Below are 21054 nucleotides of genomic sequence, written 5' to 3'. Positions count from 1 at the left end.
TGAGAGGGAGGTCGGGTCGGGCTCAGCCGGCGAACCAGCGCACCGGTGCGGGTGCGAGGTTCTGGTAGACGTGCTTGGTCTCGCGGTACTCGGCGAGTCCGGCGGGGCCCAGCTCGCGACCGGTGCCGCTCTTGCCGAAGCCGCCCCACTCCGCCTGCGGCAGGTAGGGGTGGAAGTCGTTGATCCAGACGGTGCCGTGGCGCAGCCGGGCCGCGACGCGCCGGGCCTTGCCGGGGTCGGTGGTCCACACGGCGCCGGCGAGGCCGTACTCGGTGTCGTTGGCGAGGCGGACGGCCTCGTCCTCGGTGGTGAAGGTCTCGACGGTGAGCACGGGTCCGAAGACCTCCTCCCGGACGACCTTCATCTCCCGGTGGCAGGCGTCCAGGACGGTCGGCTCGTAGAAGTAGCCCGACTCGGGCCGCTCGGGGGCGGGTTCGGGCCGCTTGCCGCCGCAGCGCAGTACGGCGCCCTCGGCGAGCGCGGAGGCGACGTACGCCTCGGTCCTGGCGCGCTGCTGCTCGGAGACGAGGGGTCCGACCTCGACGCCGGCCTCGGTGCCGCGGCCGATCCTGATCCGCTGGGCGCGGCGGGCGAGTTCGGCGACGAAGCGTTCGCGCACCGACTCCTCGACGATGAGCCGGCCGCCGGCCGAGCAGACCTGGCCGCTGTGGATGAAGGCCGCGTTGAGGGCCTGGTCCACGGCGGTGTCGAAGCCCTCCTCGGTGGCGCAGGCGTCGGCGAAGACCACGTTGGGGTTCTTGCCGCCGAGTTCGAGGGCGACCTTCTTCACGGTGGGGGCGGCGGCCTGGGCGACCTTGGTTCCGCTGACCAGTCCGCCGGTGAAGGAGACCAGGTCGACGCCGGGGTGCTCGGCGAGCCGGGCGCCGACGGAGTGGCCGGGGCCGGTGACGATGTTGGCGACGCCCGCGGGGAGCCCGGCCTCGGCCAGCAGCTCGATCAGCGCCACGGTGGTCATCGGGGTGACCTCGCTGGGCTTGATCACGAAGGTGTTGCCGGCCGCGAGCGCCGGGGCGATCTTCCAACTGGCCTGGAGCAGCGGGTAGTTCCAGGGGGTGATCAGGGCGCAGACGCCGACCGGCTCGTGCACGACCACGCTGTGGACGTCGGGCGACCCGGCGTCCACGACCCGGCCGGGGGCCTCGGCGGCCACCAGGTCGGCGAAATAGCGGAAGGCGTCGGCGACGCAGTCGATGTCGACGCGGCCCTCCTCCACGGTCTTGCCCGCGTCCTGGGCCTCCAGCCGGCCGAGGGCTTCGCGGTCGCGTACGAGGAGGTCGGCGACGCGGCGCAGCAGGGCGGCGCGTTCACCGACGGGAGTGCGGGGCCAGGGCCCCTCGTCGAACGCCTGCCGGGCCGCGGCCACGGCGCGCTCGGCGTCCTTCTCGTCGCCCTCCGCGACCACCGCGAACGGCCGGGCGTCCGCCGGGTCGAGGATCTCCCGGGTCGCGCCGGAGATCGCCGCCAGCCATTCGCCGCCCGCGTGGATGGTCTCGTGGGCCTGTCGTGCCGTTCTGTCCGCCATGATCGGTGTTGCCTTCCGTTACCGTTTCGCGTCCCTGCGTCACCCGGTGACCGGGGTCAAAGACCGTGGCCGCCTGCCCATGGCTTTCGGTTTGCATGCGGAATCGGTGACCGAAAGTGCGCGGCGTCACTAAAAAGGCGGTGGAAAACAGACAGAAACGGGTATCGGGGGCACTGCGTTCGGTCCATGACCCCGGTACAGCCGGTGGCGACGGCGGCGGCCCCCCGGAGGGCGTCCTCGCCGGAACGCGCGTGGGCCCCGCTCCGGAGGAACCGGAGCGGGGCCCACGGGGGAAGAACCCGGGACGGACTACCGTCAGATGAGGCCGAGGGCGCGGACCGCCTCGCGCTCCTCCGACAGCTCCTTGACCGACGCGTCGATGCGCGCACGGGAGAACTCGTTGATGTCCAGGCCCTGGACGATCTCGTACTTGCCGTCCTTGGTGGTGACCGGGAAGGAGGAGATCAGGCCCTCCGGGACGCCGTAGGAGCCGTCCGACGGGATGCCCATGGAGGTCCAGTCGCCCTCGGCGGTGCCGTTGACCCAGGTGTACACGTGGTCGATCGCGGCGTTGGCGGCCGACGCGGCCGACGACGCGCCGCGGGCCTCGATGATCGCGGCGCCGCGCTTGGCGACGGTCGGGATGAAGTCCTCGGCCAGCCACTTCTCGTCGTTCACGACCTCGGCGGCGTTCTTGCCGGCGACCGTGGCGTGGAAGATGTCCGGGTACTGGGTGGCGGAGTGGTTGCCCCAGATGGTGAGCCGCTTGATGTCGGCGACCGAGGTGCCCGTCTTCTTCGCCAGCTGCGTCAGCGCCCGGTTGTGGTCCAGACGGGTCATCGCGGTGAACCGCTCGGCCGGTACGTCCGGCGCCGCCGCCTGCGCGATCAGCGCGTTGGTGTTGGCCGGGTTGCCGACGACCAGGACCTTGATGTCGTCCGCGGCGTGGTCGTTGATGGCCTTGCCCTGCGGCTTGAAGATGCCGCCGTTGGCCTCCAGCAGGTCACCGCGCTCCATGCCCTTGGTGCGCGGGCGGGCGCCGACCAGCAGGGCGACGTTGGCGCCGTCGAAGGCGACGTTCGGGTCGTCGGTGATGTCGATGCCCTGGAGCAGCGGGAAGGCGCAGTCGTCCAGCTCCATGGCCGTGCCCTCGGCGGCCTTGAGGGCCGGGGTGATCTCCAGGAGGCGCAGGCGGACCGGAACGTCCGCACCCAGCAGCTGGCCGGAGGCGATGCGGAAGAGCAGGGCGTAACCGATCTGGCCGGCCGCGCCGGTGACGGTGACGTTCACGGGAGTGCGGGTCATGGCGTTCTCCGTATGACAGCTGGCGGTGGGGCGTCCCTGCCCCGGGCGGATGATCGATCTCTTGGTATCAAGAGAGATCCACCGGTCAGGCTATCGCGCATCCGGCATGCGAGACGTGCCGGGCCCTGTGGCTCACCCCACAGAGGGTCACCGGATGTACGAAAAGGCGGCCGCCCGTCCGGAGAGGGGGAGGACGGAGACGGCCGCCGGTGGGGGTACCGGCGCACCGGTCTCCCGTGGGGGGTATCCGAGCGCGTGCCCAGGATCGGGCCGGGCATGCGCACCGGAGGGAAATTCATCCGTTCGGCTTCCGCGGGTGTGCCGAACCGTCACTTCGTGCAGGCCGTGCGGCCGGAGGCGAGGGCGGCGCACGCCTTCGCCTCGGCCGGGTCGCGTACGGCGATCATCGGGGTGTACGCGATGGTCTCGCCGACGGCGGTGATCTCCCCGGTCTGCCGGGCCGTGCCCCTGACCCCGGTGACCTGGACCTTGTCGCCGGGCACCGCGTTCGTGATGCGGCCCCACGCCGTGCCGCAGACCTTGCTGTAGCGGACCTCGAGGGTGGTGGCGCCGAGCGAGACGGTCTGGGCGGTGACCACCTGGTCGCCGCTGCACCCCATGGTCTCGGCGTCCTTGCCCACGCAGTCCGAGCCGGCGCACCGGACCCCGGGCGGCAGGCTCTCCTTGGCGCTGATGGTCGGCGCCGGACGCGCGGCGGCCTTCGCGTGCCCGCCGCCGTGCTTCCCGGTGAAGTGGAAGACCCCGAGGATCACGAGCAGCACGGTGACGAACCCGGCGAGGAACATCAGCGCCGGCTGGCGGTACCCGGCGGCGCGCGACGTCCCGGAGGGCGATCCGGCGTCCGGGCCTTGGGGGTTCGGCCGGCCGGGCGCCGTGTTCGGGCCGTGGGCGCCGGGAGGGACCGGAGGGCCGACGGGGTTCAGGGGAGCCGTCGTGCCGACAGGACCGGCCGGGCTCGTGGAGCTTGCCGTGATCGGGCCGCGCGGGACCTGCGCGGGGATCTTCGGCCACCCGCCGCTCTCCGTTCCGGGGCCTTCCGGGCGTCCGCCGTCCCGTGTTCCGGTCACCCGCGGCCATCCGCCGGACCGCGCCGCGGGCCGGGCGCTCGCCCGTGACGGGTCCCGGTGTCCGGTCGAGGAGTCGCGGGCGTCGGCCTCCGCGGCCGTCGGCTGGGCCGGGATTCCCGGGGAGGTGTCCCGCGGGCCGTCGAGGGCGGCGACTTTGGACGCGCGGGAGGACGGCGCGCCGGAGTCGCCGGAGGCCGCGAAGACGCGCAGCGCCTGCGCCGTGTGGTCGAGCCCGGCTTCCGTCCGCCGCCAGGCGCGTTCGGCCAGCTCCCACATGGTGACGATCGGGGCCGGACTGGCCCCGGCGGCCTCGGCGAGCGCGACGGCCGCCCCCTTGGGCGCGAGGAGTTCACCGGCGAGGTAACTCTCCCAGGACGGCCTGCCGTAGCCGGTGCGGTCGGCGAGGTCCGCGACGTGCAGACCGCCGAGGTCCACCAGCCAGCGCAGCTGGTTGACGAACTCCTTGATCTCCGGGTCGAGTTCTTTCGGCAGGGTGTTCCAACGAGGCATCGACTTCCCCCCTCATCCCCACTTTGTCACGTATCCCGAACTGTCCACACATCGGCACCGCAGGGGCACGGAGAGGCAGCGCGCGGTCACCGTAGCGGAACGGTCACTTCCGTGCCACAGCGCGAAGACAGCCGTTGATCAGGCCGTTCGGCGCGGGCGAGGGTGTCTCGGGCGGCGGTTCGTCCCGTCTCGGGGGAGGGGACGAACCGCCGTTGCGGTGGCCTTACCTGGTCACCGTGGAGTGCAGCGTGTCCTTCAGGAACGGGATCTCCAGCCAGGGGTGCGGCTGGGCCATCAGGGCCAGCAGGACGATCACCAGGCCGAGGACGCCGTAGGTGCTGATGTCGGTGAACCGGGAGCGGACGGCGAGCATGCCGACCCCGGGCAGCATCCAGCGCAGCACCGCGCCGGCCAGCAGCCCCACGCCGATCAGCAGGATGCCGACGCGGAACGCGTCGAGCGCGGTCACCAGCAGGCCGAGCGCGACCGTGCCCAGCACCACCAGCAGCGGCCACTGCCGCGCGGGCGCCGGGGCGGCACCGGAGGCGGCCCGGCCACCGCCCTCGGGCCGTGCGGTGTCCCTGGTGAACAGCGGGAAACGGCGGGTGACCCGGCGCGGGCGCCCCTGTGCGTCGGGGGCGCTGATCGCGTCGCGGACCGTCTCCTCCGGCACGCCGTCGCCGTCCGCGCTCGCGCGCTCCACGCTGTCGTCGTTCACGGTCGCCTCGCTCGCGGTCGCGGTCGCGTCACCGCGGCGGGTGTCGTCAGCCGGCACTGCGCTCCGCCGCCTCGACCACGTTGACCAGCAGCTGGGCCCGGGTCATCGGACCGACACCACCGGGGTTCGGGGAGATCCAGCCCGCCACCTCGGCCACGTCCGGGTGGACGTCGCCGACGATCTTGCCCTCGGCGTTGCGGGAGACGCCGACGTCGAGGACGGCCGCGCCCGGCTTGACGTCCTCGGCGCGGATCAGGTGCGGGGAGCCGGCCGCCGCGATGACGATGTCGGCCCGCTTGAGGTGGGCGGACAGGTCACGGGTGCCGGTGTGGCACTGGGTCACGGTGGCGTTCTCACTGCGGCGGGTGAGCAGCAGCGGCATCGGACGCCCGATGGTGACGCCCCGGCCGACGACCACGACCTCCGCGCCCTTGATCTCCACGCCGTGGCGGCGCAGCAGGGTCAGGATGCCGTTGGGGGTGCAGGGCAGCGGGGCGGGCTCGTTGAGCACCAGGCGGCCCAAGTTCATCGGGTGCAGGCCGTCCGCGTCCTTGGCCGGGTCCATCAGCTCCAGGATGCGGTTCTCGTCGATGCCCTTGGGCAGCGGCAGCTGGACGATGTAGCCGGTGCAGGACGGGTCCTCGTTCAGCTCGCGGACGACCGCCTCGATCTCCTCCTGGGTGGCCGTGGCCGGCAGCTCCCGCTGGATGGAGGCGAGGCCCACCTGGGCGCAGTCGCGGTGCTTGCCCGCGACGTACTTGCGGCTGCCGGGGTCGTCCCCGACCAGGACGGTGCCGAGTCCGGGCGTGACTCCCTTCTCCCTCAGCGCCGCCACGCGGGCGGTCAGATCGGACTTGATCGCGGCTGCGGTGGCCTTGCCATCGAGAATCTGGGCGGTCATACCCCCATCCTCCCGGATGACCGCCCCGGGGTTCCAATCCGGGTCCGGGTCCACGCCGTTGTGATCACGGATGTTGCACTTGCACAACACCCGCAGATTACGGCTGGACAAGCCACTATCCGGTCAAGAACGATGAACACCACAGTGCAGCGGGCAGCTCATCGGGGGACGGACCGCATCTGTAGAAACTCTCCTCCGTGCAGTGCCGCGCCTCGTCCCCGCACTCGGAAAGCAACGGAGGAACACCAACCATGAGCTACGGCGACCCGAACAACCCCTACGGCGCTCCGCAGGGCCAGCCCCAGCAGCCCGGCTACGGCTACCCCGCCGCGCCGCCGGTGCAGCAGCCGTACGGTGCCGCCGCCCCGATGACCGCCATGCCGGGCAAGGTCAGCGCGGCCCGCACGATGCTGTGGGTCATCGTCGCCCTCCAGGTCATCGGCGTGGCGCTGTTCGCCTTCTCCGCCGTGGCGATCAACAAGGCGAAGCAGGACAACTCCCTGCCGGGGCTCTCCGACTACCCGGTGGGCGTGATCTGGGCCTTCGCGGTGCTCGCGCTCGCCTGGCTGGTGTGGGCGGCCGTCATGGCCACGAAGTTCTCCACCGGCGGCAACGGTCTGCGGGTCTCGGCCCTGGTCTTCGGCATCCTCAGCGCGGTGCTCGGCGTCTACCCGTTCCTCGTCATCCTGGGCATCGTGCACATCGTGCTCGGCATCCTGATCGCCTGCTTCGTCGGCGGCGCCGACGGCAAGGCCTGGTTCAACCGCGCCCGCTACTGAACCACCCCGGCGCGAGGCAAACGTCGCGCCGTCCGACCTCCGGGGCCGTGTCCCACCCTTCCAGGGGGACACGGCCCCGTGCGTCGCCCCACAGCGAAGCCGACCGCATCGCCCGTTCACGTGGGGAAACGGCGAACATGACCGGCCCGCCGCGCAGTTGCCCGCGGCCACCGCCCCGGTCGCCGGACGCACGAACGGTCTGCGGCCCCTCGGAGAGGGGCCGCAGACCGTCGCGGCTCAGTGGAAGAAGTGGCGCGTGCCCGTGAAGTACATGGTCACGCCCGCCTTCTTGGCGGCCTCCACGACCTGCTCGTCGCGGATGGAACCGCCGGGCTGGACGATCGCGCGGACGCCGGCCTCGATCAGGATCTCCGGGCCGTCGGGGAAGGGGAAGAAGGCGTCGGAGGCGGCGAAGGAGCCGCGGGCGCGCTCTTCACCGGCCCGCTCGACCGCCAGCTTGCAGGAGTCGACGCGGTTGACCTGGCCCATGCCGACGCCGACCGAGGCGCCGTCCTTGGCGAGCAGGATCGCGTTGGACTTCACGGCGCGGCATGCCTTCCAGGCGAACGCCAGCTCCTTCAACTCCTCGGCGGACAGCGCCTCGCCGCTGGCCAGCGTCCAGTTGGCGGGGTCGTCGCCGTCGGCCTGGAGCCGGTCGGTGACCTGGACCAGCAGGCCGCCGTCGATCTGCTTGGCCTCGACCTGGCCCGCGGGCGCGCCGGGGGCCTTCAGCACCCGGATGTTCTTCTTCTTGGCGAGGGCCTCCAGGGCCCCCTCCTCGTAGTCCGGCGCCACGATGACCTCGGTGAAGATGTCCGCGACCTGCTCGGCCATCTCCCGGCTCACCGGACGGTTGACCGCGATCACACCGCCGTACGCGGAGACCGGGTCGCAGGCGTGCGCCTTGCGGTGCGCCTCGGCGACGTCCGCGCCGATCGCGATGCCGCAGGGGTTGGCGTGCTTGATGATCGCGACGCAGGGCTCGGCGTGGTCGTACGCGGCACGGCGGGCGGCGTCCGTGTCCGTGTAGTTGTTGTACGACATCTCCTTGCCGTGCAGCTGCTCCGCCTCGGCCAGCCCGCCCGTGCCGTCCACGTACAGCGCGGCGTCCTGGTGCGGGTTCTCGCCGTAGCGCAGGGTGTTCCGGCGGTCGTGGGCGGCGCCGAGGAAGTCCGGGAAGCGGGACTCGTCGACCGGTGCGTAGTCGGCGGCGAACCAGGAGGCGACGGCCACGTCGTAGGCGGCGGTGTGGCGGAAGGCCTCGGCGGCCAGCCGCTTGCGGGCGGCCAGGTCGAAGCCGCCGTCCTTGGCGGCCTCCAGCACGTCGGCGTACCGCTCGGGGCTGGTGACCACGGCGACCGAGGGGTGGTTCTTGGCGGCGGCGCGGACCATCGAGGGGCCGCCGATGTCGATCTGCTCCACGCACTCGTCGGCCGAGGCGCCGGAGGCGACGGTCTCGCGGAACGGGTAGAGGTTCACGACGACCAGGTCGAACGGCGCCACGCCCAGCTCGTCGAGCTGCGCGCGGTGGCTGTCCAGCCGCAGGTCGGCGAGGATGCCCGCGTGCACCTTGGGGTGCAGGGTCTTGACCCGGCCGTCCAGGCACTCGGGGAAGCCGGTCAGCTCCTCGACCTTGGTGACGGGGACGCCGGCGGCGGCGATGCGGGAGGCGGTGGACCCGGTCGACACCAGCTCGACACCGGCCTCGTGCAGCCCGCGTGCCAGCTCTTCCAGGCCGGTCTTGTCGTAGACGCTGACGAGCGCCCGGCGAAGGGGCCGCTTGTTGCTCTCGGCGGTCACTGGATAACTACCTTTCGTCCCTCAATGCGATAGCCGTTGCGGGCGAGCCGCCCCACGACCTCGACGAGCAGCCTTCGCTCGACTTCCTTGATGCGCTCGTGCAGCGCGCTCTCGTCGTCCTCGTCCCGGATCTCCACCACGCCCTGCGCGATGATCGGCCCGGTGTCGACGCCGTCGTCGACGAAGTGGACGGTGCAGCCGGTGACCCTGGCGCCGTACGCGAGCGCGTCACGGACGCCGTGGGCGCCGGGAAAACTGGGCAGCAGGGCCGGGTGGGTGTTGACGAACCGCCCGCCGAAGCGCGCGAGGAACTCCTTGCCCACGATCTTCATGAACCCGGCCGAGATCACGAGGTCGGGCTCGTACGCCGCCACGGCCGCGGCGAGGGCGGCGTCCCACTCCTCGCGGCTCGCGTGGTCCTTGACCCGGCACACGAAGGTCGGCAGCCCGGCCCGCTCGGCGCGGGCGAGCCCCTCGATGCCGTCGCGGTCCGCCCCTACGGCGACGATCCGCGCGCCGTACGCCTGCGCGCCGGTGCGCTCGATCTCGTCCAGGAGCGCCTGCAGATTGGTGCCGGATCCGGAGACCAGCACGACGAGGCGCTTGGCCACGGGGTTGGCGGCCACGGTGGGGCCCTTTCTCAAGAAACGATCTGTGCCGTCGGCGGTTTGTACAGTCGTACGAATGCTTCGCGCCCCGGGATACGGGGAAGTCTACGAAGCGGCCGACCGCCAGCAACGATACCGGCACCGCGGACGGCCCCCACGGGACGGGTGCGTGGCCGGGAGGTAGCGTTCGCAGGGAATCGCGAGGGGCAGCCTCGGGAACGCGGTCGACATGCGGCGCGTTGACGAGGTGGAAGCTCACGACGACCAGCCGTGTTGATCTAGGGGAAGACGCTCTTTTGATGCCCGTCCGCAGCCTGCGACTCCTCACGTTCCCGCCAGATTCGGTCCCGGGGGGAGCGCGCGCCGGCATGCTGCTGCGCGAGCGGCCGTCCACCCCGCCGGACGCCCCGCGGGGCGGGGCGGGGAACACCGGGGGCGACTCCGGCGAGGGACGGGGCCAGGGCCCGCGGGGTGACGGCGGACGGCAGGACGACAACCCGTTCGCGCCGCCGCCGGAGGGCGCCCCGGACCGGCCGTGGCAGCCCCGGCACCCCGGTGGACAGGGCGGGCCCGGCGCGGGTCAGGGCGGTCCCGGCGGACAGCAGGGCGGCTCCCCGTGGGGCAGCCGGTGGAGCGACCGCCAGCCGGGGCGTGCGCCCGGCGGCTTCGGCGAGCGTCCCGGCTCCGGCCCGCAGGGTCCCGGTGGGCCGGGCGGGCAGGGCGGTCCGGGCGGCGGCCCCGGCGCGGGCATGCGCTGGGACCCCACGGACCCGGTCCAGCGCCGGGCGCGCTACGCGCTGCTGTCCGGCATGTGGGCCGTCTTCTTCGTGCTGTTCGGCTGGCCGTACGTGGCGCTGCTGCTGGGCGCGCTGGCCCTGTACTGGGGTGTCAGCTCGCTGCGCGCCAAGCCGCGCACCCCGGCCCCGGACCAGCCCACGCCCACGCCCGCGCCCGCCGGACGGCCGCAGACGACGGCGGCCGTCGGCGGCCTGGTCACGGCGGCCCTCGCCCTGGTCCTGGTCGCCTCCACGTTCACGGTCCAGTTCGTCTACCGCGACTACTTCACCTGTGTCGACGACGCCCTCACCCACGAGGCCAAGCAGTCCTGCCAGACCCTGCTGCCGCAGCAGCTGCGCGGCATGCTGAGCGCGGGGAACGAGTAGTCGAGCGCCAGGCCCCCCGTCCCGTCGGGCGACCGTCCCGTCAAGGGGTCTCGTCCCGCTGGGGGGTTCCGGCGTCTTCGCCGGTTCCGGCCTCTCGGGGATTTCCGGTCTCTCGGAGCGTTCCGGCCCCTTCGGGGGTTCCGGCGTCTTCGCCGGCTCCGACCTGGGGGTTCTCGTCCTCCCGGGGAGTCTCGTCCTGTCGGTCGTCCCTCGGGGGAGTCTCGTCCGCCGTGTTCTCGGCCGGTCCGGGCGTGGCCGCCTGGCGCAGGGCGCGGTCCAGGTCGTCGCGCAGCCCCGGGACGAAGGGTTCGGCGGGCAGGATGTCGTACCCCTCCTCCACGGCGAGGGTCGGGTCCCGGACCGGCTTCTGCGGGGCGAGAGGGGTGTCCTCGCGCCGGGCCCGCGGGCCGGTCCCGCCCCCGCTCCGGCTCTTCGGCCTCGCCTCCGGGGCGCCGGCCGGGGGCTTCGGCGTCGCCCCGGCCGGGGCGGTTCCCGCCCGCCCCCGCCACAGCCGCCATGCCCGGACGACCAGCGCCGTCGGCAGCCCGAACAGCGCGGTCCACGCGCCGGCCGCGGGTCCGGTCAGCCACCACGGCGGGCCGAACCGGGACAGCGCGGCGACGCCCATCGGGCCGCCCGCCAGCGCGGCGAGCAGGGTCAGCAGCAGCGCGCAGACCACCGCCGTCAGCAGCGCCACCCCGGCGGTGCGTCCCGTCCGCCAGCGGCGCGGCCCGCGTACCGCCGCCCGGGCCACGAACCACCCCGCCACCATCGCGGCCACCGCCGGCAGCAGCCCGGCCGCCCAGTTCAGCCGTGTCCCGGGGCCGGCGTCCGGCACCGCCGCGAGCAGCGGGAACGGCGGCAGCAGCGGGGCCGGGTCGGAGGCGAACGGATGCACCGGGTGCCCGGCGCCGAGGACGAACCCGGGGCCGAGGGCGTAGGACGCGGCCCACACGGAGGCGTTGGGGATCAGCGCCATGCCGAGCAGCAGCACCGCGAACCGTCCCGTCCAGCCGTCCGTCAGCTCCAGGAACGAGGCCCGCGCCGCGGCTCCGTGCCACACCATCGAGGCGGCCACGAGCAGCGCCCCGCCCCCGGTCAGCACGGCCGTCGCCGCCGCCGCGGCCCGCGCGGCCGTGCCCAGCCGGGCCCGCGCGTCCGTGCCGGACACCGCCCGCCGCACGGGCCCCGGCAGCACCTTGAGCGCCCGCAGCAACGGCTGGGGCGGGTATCCGTGCGCCGACCAGACCCCGGCTCCGGCCCCGGCCACCGCGACCAGCGGCAGCCACACCGTCACCCCGCCCCAGGAGGGGCGCAGTTCGCCGCCGGAGCAGTAGACGGTGGCGGCGGTGCCGACGCCGAGGTAGCCGACGACCACGCCCAGCCATGCCGTGCGCACCGGCACGGGCGGTGGCCCGTCGGGGTCGGCGGAGGCGTCCGTGGCGTACCGCCCGGCCCGGTACAGCAGCCACGCCGGCAGTGCGAGGAGGAGCAACGGGGTGACGCCGACGGGGAGTTGGGCGCCCGAGACGGTGCCGGTGCGGACCAGTTCGACGCCGTGCGCGAGCAGCCAGAGCGCGGCGGCGATGTGCAGCGCGCCGCCCGGACCGCTGTCGGGGTAGGGCGAGCTGATCCACAGGCCCAGCACGAGCACGGTGAGCGTGCCGAGGCCGAGCCCGGCCGCGACCACGCCGTTCAGCAGGCTGGCGGACAGGCCGGGCGGACGGTCGCGCAGCCGGGTGGACAGCGGAGTGAGCGACGGTCGGCGATCGGTCATCTGGGTCACGTCGCCATGCTCCCAACGACACGCGCTTTCCCGGCGTAACAGGTGAACCACCGAAGTGTCGCTCAATATATGTTTATGTCACTTATCGTACGAAAGGGTGCACGGTGACCACGCAGATCTCCGCCAGCCCGCTGCCACCGCCCAAGGAACGCCGACGCCTGCGCCGGTCCCGCACCATGACGCACGCTCAGCTCGCCGCACGCCTCGGCGTGGCCCGTGCCACGGTGCGCGCGTGGGAGTCCGGCCGCCGGGACCCGACCGGCGCCGAGGGGCGGGCGTACGCCGAACTCCTCGCCTCGTTCGCCCGGCCGACGGACGCCCCGGACGCCCCCGGGAAGACGAGTCCCGGCGCACCGGACGGGGACCCGGCCCCCGGCCCCGAACCGCTGACGCCCGCTCAGGCCTTCGACGCGCTCTACGCCTTCTGCGCCCCGGCCCTCGTACGGCAGACCTATCTGCTCTGCGGGCGCCGCGAACTGGCCCGCGAGGCGGTGGAGCACGCCTTCCAGCAGGCGTGGCAGCGCTGGCCCGAGGTGGCGCGGGACCGGGATCCGGCCGGCTGGGTGCGGGCGGTGGCGTACGACTGCGCGCTCTCGCCCTGGCACCGGTTCCGGCCGCGCCACCGGCACCCCGAGCCGCCGCCCGCCGATCCGGCCGACCGGGAGCTGCTGCACGCGCTGCTGAGACTGCCGCCGTCCTACCGGCGCACGCTGGTGCTGTACGACGGTGTGGGCCTCGACCTGCCGGAGACGGCGGCGGAGACGGAGGCCAGCACCCCGGCGGCGGCGAACCGGCTGACCCATGCGCGGGAGGCCGTGGCCGCGCACGTCCCCGAACTGGCCGACACGGCTCTGCTGCACCGCCGGCTCACCGAACTCGCCTCCCGGGAGCGGCTGCGCGCCTCCCGTCCCCCGACGGTGCGCACGGTCGGCGAACGCCGCAACGTCTTCTGGACCCGCGCGGCCATCGCCTTCACCGTGACGATCATCGGCGCGACGACGCTCACGCTGCGGACCGCCCCGACCCACTACGAGCCCCCCATCGCCCCCGCCCGGGCCGTCCAGGGCGTTCCCCGGCCGGCCCCGATGGGCCCGTTGTCCCGCACCGAGCAGCTGCTGCGCGACAAGCTCCGCCAGGACTCGGCCGCGGGACCGGACCGGGTCGAGCCGACACCCCGGTGAGCCCCGCTCGGCGCGGCCCCGCCGAAAACGCCCGCAGGCCCGCCCCGGGGAACGGGGCGGGCCTGCGGGTGTCGGTCGAGCCGCTCAGGCGGAGAGGATCTCCCGGGCGAGCTTGGCGGTCTCGGTCGGGGTCTTGCCGACCTTGACGCCCGCGGCCTCCAGGGCCTCCTTCTTGGCCTGTGCGGTGCCGGAGGAGCCGGAGACGATGGCGCCGGCGTGACCCATGGTCTTGCCCTCCGGCGCGGTGAAGCCCGCGACGTAGCCGACGACCGGCTTGGTCACGTTCTCCTTGATGAACGCGGCCGCACGCTCCTCGGCGTCGCCGCCGATCTCACCGATCATCACGATCAGCTCGGTCTCGGGGTCCTCCTGGAAGGCCGCGAGCGCGTCGATGTGGGTGGTGCCGATGATCGGGTCGCCACCGATGCCGACGGCCGTCGAGAAGCCGATGTCCCGCAGCTCGTACATCATCTGGTACGTCAGCGTGCCGGACTTCGACACCAGACCGATGCGGCCCGGCTTGGTGATGTCGCCCGGGATGATGCCGACGTTCGACTGACCCGGGGTGATGATGCCGGGGCAGTTCGGGCCGATGATCCGGGTCTTGTTGCCCTTCTTGCCGGCGTACGCCCAGAAGGACGCCGTGTCGTGCACGGCGATGCCCTCGGTGATCACGACGGCCAGCGGGATCTCGGCGTCGATGGCCTCGACGACCGCGTCCTTCGTGAACTTCTCCGGCACGAAGATGACGGAGACGTTGGCGCCGGTCTTCTCGATGGCCTCCTTGACGGTGCCGAAGACGGGTACCTCGGTGCCGTCGAAGTCCACGGTCTGACCCGCCTTGCGCGGGTTCACGCCGCCCACGACGTTCGTGCCGTCACCGAGCATGAGCTTGGTGTGCTTCATGCCGGTGGCGCCGGTCATGCCCTGGACGATGACCTTGCTGTCCTTGTTGAGCCAGATAGCCATGGTGTGTCGGTGTCCTCGTCCTCGTGCTTACTTGGCGGCGGCCAGCTCGGCGGCCTTCGCGGCCGCGCCGTCCATGGTGTCGACGCGCTGCACCAGCGGGTGGTTGGCGTCCGTGAGGATCTTCCGGCCCAGCTCGGCGTTGTTGCCGTCGAGGCGGACGACGAGCGGCTTCTCGACCTTCTCGCCGCGGTCCTCCAGGAGCTTCAGGGCCTGCACGATGCCGTTGGCGACCTCGTCGCAGGCGGTGATGCCACCGAAGACGTTCACGAAGACGGACTTGACGTCCGGGTCGCCCAGGATGATCTCCAGGCCGTTCGCCATCACCTGGGCGGAGGCGCCGCCGCCGATGTCCAGGAAGTTGGCGGGCTTGACGCCACCGTGGTTCTCACCGGCGTACGCGACGACGTCCAGGGTGCTCATGACGAGACCGGCGCCGTTGCCGATGATGCCGACCTCGCCGTCGAGCTTGACGTAGTTGAGGTTCTTCGCCTTGGCGGCGGCCTCCAGCGGGTTGGCCGCGGCCTTGTCGTGCAGCTCCTCGAACTCCGGGTGACGGAACTCGGCGTTGTCGTCCAGGGAGACCTTGCCGTCGAGGGCGATGACGTCGCCGGAGGCGACCTTGGCCAGCGGGTTGACCTCGACCAGGAGGGCGTCCTCCTTGATGAAGGTGTCCCACAGCTTCACCAGCACGTCGGCCACCTTGTCGGCGACCTCGGCCGGGAACTTGGCGGCCTCGACGATCTCGCGGGCCTTCTCCGGGGTCACACCGTCGATCGCGTCGATCGGCGTCTTGGCGACGGCCTCCGGACGGGTGGCCGCCACCTCCTCGATCTCCATGCCGCCCTCGACGGACGCGATGGAGAGGAAGGTGCGGTTGGCACGGTCGAGGAGGAAGGAGACGTAGTACTCCTCGACGATCTCCGGGGCGGTCTCGGCGATCATCACCTTGTGGACCGTGTGGCCCTTGATGTCCATGCCGAGGATGTCCGTCGCGCGGGCGACGGCCTCGTCCGCGGAGGCGGCCAGCTTGACGCCACCGGCCTTGCCGCGACCACCGACCTTCACCTGCGCCTTGACGACGGACTTGCCGCCCAGACGCTCGGTGATCTCGCGCGCCGCCTCAGGCGTGTCGATGACTTCACCGGCCAGCACCGGTACATCGTGCTTGGCGAAGAGGTCCCTCGCCTGGTACTCGAACAGGTCCACGCGCTTCCGTCCCTATCAGTGATCTCGCGGTTCGTTGGATGCGTGGGCGTGCCGCGAAGGGCAACGTGACGTCCGCTTGTCACTAGGGGGGCGCACACGGTGTCCGAGCGCGCGGCATGTCCGTCTCGCAGGTTATCGCCGCTTGCGGGGGCTCCCTAAATCGAGGGTCACACCTGAGCGGTGATACCTGTCACACGATGCCGGGTTCACTGGCACGCCGTGCCGCGTCCCTCCGACCCTACCGGCGGGTACGAGACCTCACCGGGCTGGGGTTGACCCGGTGAGGTCTCCGGACGGCTCCGGCAGGACCGGGGCCGGGACGGTTGATCCCCACCCCAATGGGGACCACCCGCCCCACCCGCGGGACTCCGCCCGGTCGGACCGACGGCATTCGGCCGACCGGGTGCGACCGCCCCGCGGAGCGAGGTGGCCGGGCGTGAGCGGATGCGCCTGCTACCCGATGCCCCCTCCGACGCCCCGTACGCCGTCCGGGTTCCCGGTCCTCCCCGGCTTCCTCAGGCGGTGTCCGGTATCGGCAGCGGGCGCTTCTCCAGCGCCGCCGCCATCACCTCCGGGAACAGGTCGGGCGTGCAGGCGAAGGCCGGCGCGCCGAGCGCGGCCAGCGCCGCCGCGTGCTCCCGGTCGTAGGCGGGCGCCCCCTCGTCGGACAGCGCCAGCAGCGTCACGAACTGCACCCCGGACGCCTTCATGGCCGCCACTCGCTTGAGCATCTCGTCGCGGATGCCGCCCTCGTAGAGGTCGCTGATCAGCACCACCACGGTCTCGGCGGGCCGGCTGATCCGCGACTGGCAGTAGGCGAGCGCCCGGTTGATGTCCGTGCCGCCGCCCAGCTGGGTGCCGAAGAGCACGTCCACCGGGTCGTCGAGCTGGTCGGTGAGGTCGGCCACCGCCGTGTCGAAGACGACCAGCCGGGTGCCGATCGACCGCATGGAGGCGAGGACCGCGCCGAAGACGGACGCGTAGACCACGGACGCCGCCATCGAGCCCGACTGGTCGATGCAGAGGATCACCTCCTTCTTCACCGAGCGCGCGGCGCGGCCGTAGCCGACCAGCCGTTCCGGCACGACGGTGCGGTACTCGGGCAGGTAGTGCTTGAGGTTGGCCGCGACGGTGCGGTTCCAGTCGATGTCGTGGTGGCGCGGCCGGCTGACGCGCGCGCTGCGGTCCAGGGCGCCCGTCAGGGTCGCCCGGGTGCGGGTGGCGAGCCGCTTCTCCAGGTCGTCCACCACCTTGCGCACCACCGCCCGCGCCGTCTCCTTCGTCGTCTCCGGCATCGCCTTGTTGAGCGAGAGCAGCGTGCCGACCAGGTGTACGTCGGCCTCCACGGCCTCCAGCATCTCCGGCTCCAGCAACAGCGCGGCGAGCCCCAGCCGGTCGATGGCGTCGCGCTGCATGACCTGGACGACGGAGGAGGGGAAGTAGGTGCGGATGTCCCCGAGCCAGCGCGCCACGGACGGCGCCGAGGCGCCGAGCCCCGCCGTGCGCTCCCGCCCCGACTGCGCCTTGTCGCCCTTGCCGTAGAGGGCCGCCAGGGTGGCGTCCATCGCCGCGTCCCGCCCGGACAGCGCGCATCCGGTGCCGTCGGCCTGCTCCCCGCCGAGCACCAGCCGCCAGCGCCGCAGCCGCTCCCGCGCCGGGTCGTCCGGGTCTGTCGCCACCATCTCCGCCGTCTCCGCCGTTGCGTTCGTCATCCGGCCACCCCCGCGAGTCCGTTGTCGTACGTGGTCGTCCCGGACCGGCCGTCCGGGTCCGGAGCCGATTCCGCGGCCGGGTCCGCGGCCGGTTCCGGGTCGGGGCCGAGCAGCAGGCGCAGCACCGGCAGCACGGCGTCGGCGCGCCCGGTGTCCGGCTCGGCGGCGAAGCCGGGTGCGGTGAGCCCCCGGGCCGCAGCTCCCGCCCGCTCCCCCGGACCACGCCGCACCAGCTCGCCGAGGGTTCTGCGCACCCCCGGCTCGTAGGCCGCGAAGGTGCGCCGCAGCAGTGGCAGCACGTCGGTGAAGGCCTCCGCCGACACCCCGGTCAGCCAGCCGTCGAGCAGGCCGAGCAGCCGCTCGTCGTGCACCAGCAGCAGGCCGCCCCCGCCGCCCGCGAAGCCCTCGATCCAGGCGGCCGCGTCGGCGGGTGGCGTCCCCGGCGACAGCGCGAGCCCCATCAGCCGCGCCGCCTCGCCGGCCGCCAGCACCCCCTCGTCCAGCAGCAGCCGCACGGCCCGCCCCCGGATCACCCCGGGCACGGTGTCCCGCAGCGCGAGGACGCGCAGCACGGCCCGCCAGCGCGTCCGCAGCCCGCCGAGGGCGCGGGGGTCCGCGGCGCGGCCGTCGGCGGAGGTCGCCGGCGTGCCGTCCTGCGCGGGGGCGTCCACGGTGTGCGCCGGCCCCGGCGCGGCTCCCTCGGCGCCGGGCGTGCCGGTCAGGCTCTCCCCGAGCAGCCCCACCGCCGTGTGCACCGCGTCCACGTGCCCGCGCATCCGCTCGGCCGCGTCGGCGTCCAGCCCGGCGCAGGCGGGAGGGAGGCCGACGAAGACCCGTTCGGCGAGGCCGGCCGCGACGCCGGCCAGCGCGCGGATGTCGGTCCCGCGTACGTCGCCGTAGCGCAGCGAGCGGACCAGCGCGGGCAGGGCCTGGGCGAGGTGGCCGACGTCCGTGTCCAGGGCCGCCCGGTCGGCGAGCGCCCGCATGACCACCGGCAGGGCGTCCGACAGCCCGGCGAGCAGGCACCGCTCGGCGAGCGCGGTGATCTCGGCGAGGGCCCCCGCGGCGGCCGCGTCCGCCTCGGCCCGGGCCCGCGCCGCCCCGGCCACGGTGGTCCCCCACACCCCCGCCTCCGCGACCCGCACCGACAGCTCCGGCTGCCAGCGCAACCGCCAGGTCTCCCGGAAGGTGCCCGTGCTCCCCCGCGCGGGGCCCGGTTCCCCCCAGCCGATGCCGAGCAGCCGCAGCCGGTGCAGCAGCCTGCTGCGGGCCGCGTCGGTGTCCCTGCGCAGGTCCAGCTCCAGGTCGCGCTCCAGCGCCTCGGGTTTGAGCCGCAGCGCGCGCTGGTGGCGGGCCAGGTCGCGTTGCAGCGGCACGGCGGGGGCGGTCTCCGGCACCTCGCCCAGGACGTCCCCGACCACCAGCCGGTCGTGCACCAGCGCCAGCGGCACGTCCGAGCCGTCGCACATCACCGCGCGCACCGCCTCGGTGGTCTCCCCCAGCCCCGGCAGCGGACGGCCGCGCAGCACCGCGAGGGTCTCCGCGAGCCGTACGGCCTCGATGACGTGCGCGGAGGACACGATCCGGTCCTCCTCGCGCAGCAGGCCCGCCACCTTGGTCAGCCACCGCTCCACCGGCCGGTCGGGGGCGTGGAAGAGATGGCCGTACCAGCCCGGCGATTCGATGCCCGCGCCGTAGCCGCTCGACCGGGCCAGCCTGCGGTGCGTCCAGGGCACCCAGGTCAGATCGGCCTTGACCTTGGGCAGCCCCTTCAGCAGCGCCCGGTCGGCGGTGACGGTGGTCTTCGCGCCGAGCGCCGGCACGTGCCAGGCCCCGCACACCACGGCCACCGCGTCCCCGAACTCCCGGCGCGCCGCCCTTAGTTGCAGACGCATCTGCGCCTCGCGCACCAGGTCCCGGGGGCGCCCGCCCGCGCCGTACCGCTCGCGCAGCGCGCCCATGGCCTCGGCGAGCACCGCGAACGGGGCGAACGGGTCCCGGCCACCCGGCCCCCGGTGTTCCACGACGTCCTCCCACCAGCGCTCGGGATCGTCGTACCCGGCGGCCCCGGCGAGCACGGCGAGCGGGTCGACGCGCACCTGGTCGCCGCCGGCCCCGGCGCCGCCCTCGTCGCGGCGGTCGGCCCCCTCCTCCTGGACGGCCCCCTCCTCTTCCTGGACGGCCCCCTCGTCCCGGTCGGTCTCCTCGTCCCACGCGAGGGTGTGGGCGGCCGGCAGGTCGATGAAGCGGGCCGGGACGCCGTGCTCCAGGGCCCAGCGGACGGCCACCCACTCCGGGCTGAACGCGGCGAACGGCCAGAACGCCGAGCGGCCGGGCTCGTCCACGGCGTGGGCGAGCAGGGCGACCGGCGGCCGCAGTCCGGGGTCGGCGGCCAGCGGGATCAGCGCGTCGGCCTCGGGCGGCCCCTCGATCAGGACGGTCGCGGGCCGGGCGGCGTCCAGGGCGGCGCGCACCGCGCGGGCGGAGCCGGGCCCGTGGTGCCGCACCCCGAGCAGCAGCGGGCCGCCCCGGCCCATCACGCGCTCACCTCCCGGCACGCCCGGTAGAAGTCCGTCCAGCCCTCGCGCTCGCGCACGACCGTCTCCAGGTACTCCTGCCAGACGACCCGGTCGGCCGCCGGATCGCGGACGACGGCGCCGAGGATGCCCGCCGCGACGTCGGCCGGACGCAGCACGCCGTCGCCGAAGTGGGCGGCGAGCGCGAGGCCATGGGTGACGACGGAGATCGCCTCGGCCGTGGACAGCGTGCCGCTGGGCGACTTCAGCTTCGTACGGCCGTCGTCGGTCATGCCGTCGCGCAGTTCGCGGAAGACGGTGACGACGCGCCTGATCTCCGCCAACCCGTCGGACGCGGCCGGCAGGTCGAGCGAGCGGCCGAGCTGCTCGACGCGGCGCGTGACGATGTCGACCTCGGCCTCGGCGCTCTCCGGCAGCGGCAGCACCACGGTGTTGAAGCGGCGGCGCAGCGCGCTGGAGAGGTCGTTGACACCGCGGTCGCGGTCGTTGGCGGTGGCGATGAGGTTGAAGCCGCGGACCGCCTGGACCTCCTCCCCCAGCTCCGGTATGGGCAGGGTCTTCTCGGACAGGATCGTGATCAGCGTGTCCTGCACGTCCGCCGGGATGCGGGTCAGCTCCTCGACCCGGGCGGTCATGCCCTCGGCCATGGCGCGCATGACGGGGCTGGGCACGAGGGCGTCGCGGCTCGGGCCGTGGGCGAGCAGCCGCGCGTAGTTCCAGCCGTAGCGGATGGCCTCCTCGGGGGTGCCCGCGGTGCCCTGGACCAGCAGCGTCGAGTCACCGCTGACGGCGGCGGCCAGATGCTCCGAGACCCAGGTCTTGGCGGTGCCGGGCACGCCGAGCAGGAGCAGGGCGCGGTCGGTGGCCAGGGTGGTGACGGCGACCTCGACGATCCGGCGCGGGCCCACGTACTTCGGCGTGATCACGGTGCCGTCCGGCAGCGTGCCGCCGAGCAGGTACGTGGCCACCGCCCACGGCGACAGTCTCCAGCGGGCCGGGCGCGGCCGGTCGTCCTGCGCGGCGAGCGCGGCGAGTTCACCGGCGAAGGCTTGCTCCGCGTGCGGTCGCAGGGCGGTCGCACCCTCGGCGGGCGCACCCTCGCTCGGCTGCGGTGCGGCGGTCTTCGGTTGCGCGGACGCAGGCATGGCTGACATGGCTGAGGCCCCCTCCAGCTCGGCCGGTTCGGATCTGCCACCAACCGTGCACCACACCACTGACAATCGCTCTGACCAGCAGGAACGCGCTCGC

The 21054-nt window shown here is 73.6% G+C and carries 16 protein-coding genes; 3 read left to right on the top strand and 13 right to left on the bottom strand.

The genetic code is table 11. The features are described 5' to 3' along the window. Positions 1 to 22 precede the first annotated feature (22 nt). From BLW85_RS23785 to BLW85_RS23765, 5 genes are all read right to left on the bottom strand, one after another. Entirely contained in the window at positions 23 to 1543 is a 1521-nt protein-coding gene (locus tag BLW85_RS23785; RefSeq protein WP_074993048.1) for an aldehyde dehydrogenase family protein, read from the bottom strand. 315 nt (positions 1544 to 1858) lie between these two features. Then, positions 1859 to 2848 (bottom strand): malate dehydrogenase, encoded by a 990-nt coding sequence (locus BLW85_RS23780; protein WP_070026234.1) that lies wholly within the window; start codon positions 2846 to 2848, stop codon positions 1859 to 1861. Positions 2849 to 3177: 329 nt separating this feature from the next. Next, positions 3178 to 4446 carry a DUF2690 domain-containing protein gene (locus tag BLW85_RS23775; RefSeq protein ID WP_074993047.1) on the bottom strand — a complete coding sequence of 423 codons (1269 nt, stop codon included), beginning with the start codon at positions 4444 to 4446 and terminating at the stop codon, positions 3178 to 3180. A gap of 223 nt (positions 4447 to 4669) precedes the next feature. Next, positions 4670 to 5164, bottom strand: coding sequence for a DUF3017 domain-containing protein (locus BLW85_RS23770; protein WP_425275368.1), 495 nt, complete (start codon positions 5162 to 5164; stop codon positions 4670 to 4672). Between the two features lie 46 nt (positions 5165 to 5210). Continuing rightward, positions 5211 to 6065: a bifunctional methylenetetrahydrofolate dehydrogenase/methenyltetrahydrofolate cyclohydrolase gene (locus BLW85_RS23765; protein ID WP_070026236.1), complete on the bottom strand. Its 855-nt coding sequence runs from the start codon at positions 6063 to 6065 to the stop codon at positions 5211 to 5213. Between the two features lie 251 nt (positions 6066 to 6316). Here BLW85_RS23765 and BLW85_RS23760 point away from each other — a divergent pair, with 251 nt between their 5' ends. Beyond that, a complete protein-coding gene (locus tag BLW85_RS23760; RefSeq protein WP_070026237.1) occupies positions 6317 to 6844 on the top strand; it encodes a hypothetical protein in 528 nt (175 codons plus the stop codon). A gap of 237 nt (positions 6845 to 7081) precedes the next feature. Here the strand turns inward: BLW85_RS23760 and purH are convergent, their stop codons facing one another. Both purH and purN read right to left on the bottom strand, forming a co-directional pair. Then, positions 7082 to 8644, bottom strand: a complete 1563-nt coding sequence (gene purH, locus BLW85_RS23755; protein ID WP_070026238.1) for a bifunctional phosphoribosylaminoimidazolecarboxamide formyltransferase/IMP cyclohydrolase — start codon at positions 8642 to 8644, stop codon at positions 7082 to 7084. After that, a complete protein-coding gene (purN, locus tag BLW85_RS23750; RefSeq protein WP_070026239.1) occupies positions 8641 to 9270 on the bottom strand; it encodes a phosphoribosylglycinamide formyltransferase in 630 nt (209 codons plus the stop codon). The genes purH and purN overlap by 4 nt, the downstream gene beginning before the upstream one ends. 281 nt (positions 9271 to 9551) lie before the next feature. Between purN and BLW85_RS39485 the strand changes: the two genes are divergently transcribed. Further along, on the top strand, positions 9552 to 10415 hold the full coding sequence (locus tag BLW85_RS39485) for a hypothetical protein (protein ID WP_167381429.1): 864 nt from the start codon (positions 9552 to 9554) through the stop codon (positions 10413 to 10415). 40 nt (positions 10416 to 10455) lie between these two features. Here BLW85_RS39485 and BLW85_RS23740 read toward each other — a convergent pair whose 3' ends face one another. Then, positions 10456 to 12192: a cell division protein PerM gene (locus tag BLW85_RS23740; RefSeq protein WP_244175042.1), complete on the bottom strand. Its 1737-nt coding sequence runs from the start codon at positions 12190 to 12192 to the stop codon at positions 10456 to 10458. A gap of 113 nt (positions 12193 to 12305) precedes the next feature. Here BLW85_RS23740 and BLW85_RS23735 point away from each other — a divergent pair, with 113 nt between their 5' ends. Beyond that, complete coding sequence (locus BLW85_RS23735; protein WP_070026241.1) at positions 12306 to 13382, top strand: transcriptional regulator; 1077 nt, start codon at positions 12306 to 12308, stop codon at positions 13380 to 13382. Between the two features lie 84 nt (positions 13383 to 13466). Here the strand turns inward: BLW85_RS23735 and sucD are convergent, their stop codons facing one another. The 5 genes from sucD to BLW85_RS23705 form a co-directional block, all read right to left on the bottom strand. Then, positions 13467 to 14351, bottom strand: a complete 885-nt coding sequence (gene sucD, locus BLW85_RS23730) for a succinate--CoA ligase subunit alpha (RefSeq protein WP_070026242.1) — start codon at positions 14349 to 14351, stop codon at positions 13467 to 13469. Positions 14352 to 14378: 27 nt separating this feature from the next. Beyond that, positions 14379 to 15557 (bottom strand): ADP-forming succinate--CoA ligase subunit beta, encoded by a 1179-nt coding sequence (gene sucC, locus BLW85_RS23725; protein ID WP_070026243.1) that lies wholly within the window; start codon positions 15555 to 15557, stop codon positions 14379 to 14381. Between the two features lie 515 nt (positions 15558 to 16072). Continuing rightward, positions 16073 to 17269 carry a VWA domain-containing protein gene (locus BLW85_RS23715; RefSeq protein WP_079172402.1) on the bottom strand — a complete coding sequence of 399 codons (1197 nt, stop codon included), beginning with the start codon at positions 17267 to 17269 and terminating at the stop codon, positions 16073 to 16075. Beyond that, a complete protein-coding gene (locus BLW85_RS23710) occupies positions 17266 to 19806 on the bottom strand; it encodes a DUF5682 family protein (RefSeq protein ID WP_079172401.1) in 2541 nt (846 codons plus the stop codon). The genes BLW85_RS23715 and BLW85_RS23710 overlap by 4 nt, the downstream gene beginning before the upstream one ends. After that, positions 19806 to 20951 carry an ATP-binding protein gene (locus tag BLW85_RS23705; RefSeq protein WP_074993045.1) on the bottom strand — a complete coding sequence of 382 codons (1146 nt, stop codon included), beginning with the start codon at positions 20949 to 20951 and terminating at the stop codon, positions 19806 to 19808. Before BLW85_RS23705 ends, BLW85_RS23710 begins: the two co-directional genes overlap by 1 nt. Positions 20952 to 21054: the final 103 nt, after the last annotated feature.

The sequence above is a fragment of the Streptomyces misionensis genome (assembly GCF_900104815.1).
GTDB lineage: Bacteria > Actinomycetota > Actinomycetes > Streptomycetales > Streptomycetaceae > Streptomyces > Streptomyces misionensis.
The sequence above is the reverse complement of the archived record's forward strand: the minus strand, read 5'-3'. Positions and strand labels throughout refer to the sequence as shown.